The sequence below is a fragment of the Methylobacterium sp. WL18 genome, assembly GCF_008040015.1.
In the GTDB taxonomy this organism is placed as follows: Bacteria; Pseudomonadota; Alphaproteobacteria; order Rhizobiales; family Beijerinckiaceae; genus Methylobacterium; species Methylobacterium mesophilicum.
The window spans coordinates 1-2597 of sequence record NZ_VRVD01000658.1; the positions used below are offsets into that span (position 1 = coordinate 1).

4 protein-coding genes are annotated in these 2597 nt (G+C 72.0%); 1 reads left to right on the top strand and 3 read right to left on the bottom strand.

Going from position 1 to position 2597, the window contains the following annotated elements:
- Nucleotides 1-48: 48 nt before the first annotated feature.
- Nucleotides 49-426, bottom strand: coding sequence for a hypothetical protein (locus tag FV228_RS26525; protein WP_147857258.1), 378 nt, complete (start codon nucleotides 424-426; stop codon nucleotides 49-51).
- 134 nt (nucleotides 427-560) lie between these two features.
- Between FV228_RS26525 and FV228_RS26530 the strand changes: the two genes are divergently transcribed.
- Entirely contained in the window at nucleotides 561-938 is a 378-nt protein-coding gene (locus FV228_RS26530; protein ID WP_147857259.1) for a PH domain-containing protein, read from the top strand.
- Between the two features lie 27 nt (nucleotides 939-965).
- On the opposite strand, the gene FV228_RS26535 is transcribed toward FV228_RS26530, so the two are convergent.
- Together FV228_RS26535 and FV228_RS26540 are read right to left on the bottom strand one after the other, a co-directional pair.
- The gene (locus FV228_RS26535) at nucleotides 966-1526 is read right to left on the bottom strand and encodes a cytochrome b (protein ID WP_147857260.1); all 561 of its coding nucleotides are present in this window, start codon (nucleotides 1524-1526) and stop codon (nucleotides 966-968) included.
- Entirely contained in the window at nucleotides 1523-2578 is a 1056-nt protein-coding gene (locus FV228_RS26540; protein ID WP_147857261.1) for a catalase family peroxidase, read from the bottom strand. The genes FV228_RS26535 and FV228_RS26540 overlap by 4 nt, the downstream gene beginning before the upstream one ends.
- Nucleotides 2579-2597 lie beyond the last annotated feature (19 nt).

Here is a 2597-nt window from a genome sequence, read left to right on the forward strand (position 1 = left end):
GCCGGCAACCGGGCGGGGCAACGCGTCGGGGCGCGCGCCGCCGTCGCGTCATGCGGCGACGGGCCTGACCACCACGTCTTCGGCGTCGACAAGGGTCGCCATGACGCCGGACTGGATCCGAGCGAAGACCGCGTCGGGATCGCCCATGCTCTGCATCAGGACGGCGCACGAGAGGGCGATGACGTGCGGGGTGCGGTCAGGCCCTTCGGCGAGGAACGCGCGGATCGCCTCGACCAGGGATGCGTCCGGGTCCTCCTCCGGCAGGGTGCTCAGGACGTGCGCGCAATCCTGCCGCAGCGACGCCAACGCGGTGTCCACCACCGAGACCCAGTGCCGGGCCTGGTCGTGGATGAGCCAGCGCACCGACCCTTCAGCGACCGGGGCCAGTCCCGCGAGATAGCGCCGAGCGGCTGCGTCATCGAACATGGCGTGGGCTTTAGCGCCCGCCCTCCGAAACGCCAACGCGTCGGTTGACCGGTTCGGACCGCCGGCCTGTTGCCGGCGCGGGACCCGGGCGGCATGGTGTCGGCCCCGGAACAGGCGAAGCGAGCATTCGAGCCATGGGTCTGCTGGACGGATTGCTGGGCCACGGCGCCGAAGTCGACGCCGCCTCCCTCGAGCGGCGGCTCGCGGGCATCCTGATCGACGGCGAGACGGCGCGCCTGGCGTTCAAGATCATCCGGGACGTGTTCGTGTTCACGGAACGCCGGATCATCCTGATCGACGTGCAGGGCGTCACCGGCAGCAAGGTCGAATTCACCTCGATTCCCTACCGGGCGGTGGTCCGCTTCTCGGTGGAGACGGCCGGCACCTTCGACCTCGATGCCGAGCTCAAGATCTGGGTCTCGGGTACGCCGCAGCCGATCGAGCGCACCCTGAAGAAGGGCGCCGACGTGCGCGGCATCCAGCGCGCCCTCGCCGAGGGCGTGCTGCGCTAGAGCCGTGCCCGAGCGCTGGACGCCGGCTCATCGGGGCGCCGCGCCGCCGCGCGATCCGACCGGGGCCATCGCCTCGAACACGCCGTCCCGGCGCACCAGCGCGTGGAACAGCGCCGCCGCGACATGGGTCAGCACCAGGGCGAAGAACGCGAAGGCGAGATAGGAATGCGCGTTCCACAGCAGCGTATGGAGCGCGGCGTTCTGCGGTAGGATCGCGGGCAGGCGTAGGCCGCCGTAGAGCACGACCGGGTAGGCCCCGGCCGACAGCATCGCCCAGCCCAGAAGCGGCATGGCGAACATGAGCGCGTAGAGCCCGTAATGGGACAGGTGCGCGGCGAGCTTCATCGGCGCCGGCAGGTCGGCCGGCAGGGGCGGGCTCCCGCTTCGCGCCCGCACCGCCAGCCGGATCAGGGCGAGGACGAAGATCGCCACGCCCAGCGTCTTATGGGTCGCCAGCAACGGCACGTATGTGGGCATGATCGTCGAGACCATGCCGACCCCGATGAAGAACATCGCGATGATGCACGCCGCCATCGACCAGTGCAGCAGCCGCTGGCCGCCCGTGAAGCGCTTGCCGTCTGTCGTCATCGCCGCGCCTCCGCCGTGCGCCCGGGATAGTCCTTCTCCTCCGCGGTGCGGAGGTCGTAGGAACGCGCGTAGGCCGCCGAGCGCGCCGCCGGGAACGGGTCGTCGGAGACCCGGATGCCGTCCGGCAGGATCGTCGGATCGAAGTTGATGTCGCGGCAGGGGCCCTCAGCCTCGGGCTCGATGCGCTGAACCACCAGGGTGCCCGCCTCCACGCCGCGCCGTCCCTCCGGCCAGGCCCGGCTCGGATCGGCGGTCGGGTCGCCGGGCTCGGCGACCGTGAGGACAAGCGTCCAGCGTTGCGGCCCGGCCGCGACCCGGTCCGTGATCTCCTGCTCCAGGTAGGCGGGGCCGCGCTTGGCCAGGTCCTCGGGCGTGATCCGCTCCGGCTGCGCCTCGGGACGGAACGACCAGCGCACCGCCCGCTCGGCGCCGGACGCGTCGGTGACCAGGAAGGCGTTGAGGCTGTTGTAGGGCTCCTGCGCATAGCTCGCGGTCCAGTCGGGGCTCTTGGCCCAGGCGCCGAACGGGGCGAACCCCGGATGCGCGGCGACGAAGGCCGCCATCGCGTTGGGCTCGGTGCTCGCCGGGACCCGCAGCAGGGCGTAGAACGCCTCCGGGGTGGAAACCGGGAAGACCGGCGCGTTGATCATGGCGGTGCGCCACACCGCGCCGTCGTCCGCCGTGATCTGCAGCCCCAGGCCCCGCACCCGGACGGTGGCATCCGGCGCGCCCGGATTGGGGGTGCCGAGGTTGAACCGCCCCAGGGCCGGATGGTGCCCGGTCGCGAAGACGCGTGCCCGCGAGAGCGCGCTGCCCTGGCCGTTGGCCTCGAACGTACCGATGAAGCAGATGCCCTTGGCGTGGTTGCGGCGATACCCGGGAACCGGGCCGGTCGGCGGCGCGAGCGCGTCGACGAGCTTCGTGGGCGTCAGGCGGTCGGGGGAGAGCCAGCCCGCCGTGTAGGCGAGCGCCCCGGTCGCGCCGACGCAGACGGCCGCGATGACGGCGAGCGAGGTCAGGGTCGAGCGCGGCCCCGATGGTGGAAGCGGCATGCGAGGGTCTCCCTTGGCC